This window comes from Streptomyces sp. NRRL F-2664, assembly GCF_000719345.1.
Lineage (GTDB): Bacteria > Actinomycetota > Actinomycetes > Streptomycetales > Streptomycetaceae > Streptomyces.
The window spans coordinates 1-219 of record NZ_JOFX01000633.1; the positions used below are offsets into that span (position 1 = coordinate 1).

Sequence of the window (219 nt, forward strand, 5' to 3'; positions counted from 1 at the left end):
CCCGCCCCGACGGCACACCCGCACCCGCCGCACACCGCGCCGCAGACCCCGCCGCCAACCCCTTCCGCTTCGGCGGCGAATACACCAACACCGAAAACGCCACCGACTACACCCCCGCCCGCCTCTACCACCCCGAAACCGGCCGCTTCACCACCCGCGACCCCCACCCCACACCCCTCAACAAATACCAAGCCTTCACAGCCAACCCCATCGAACACA

At 68.9% G+C, this 219-nt stretch carries 1 protein-coding gene; it reads left to right on the top strand.

Annotated elements, in window-relative coordinates:
- The coding region (locus tag IF89_RS0137300; protein ID WP_030778548.1) for an RHS repeat-associated core domain-containing protein at nt 1-219 on the top strand (219 nt) is incomplete at both ends.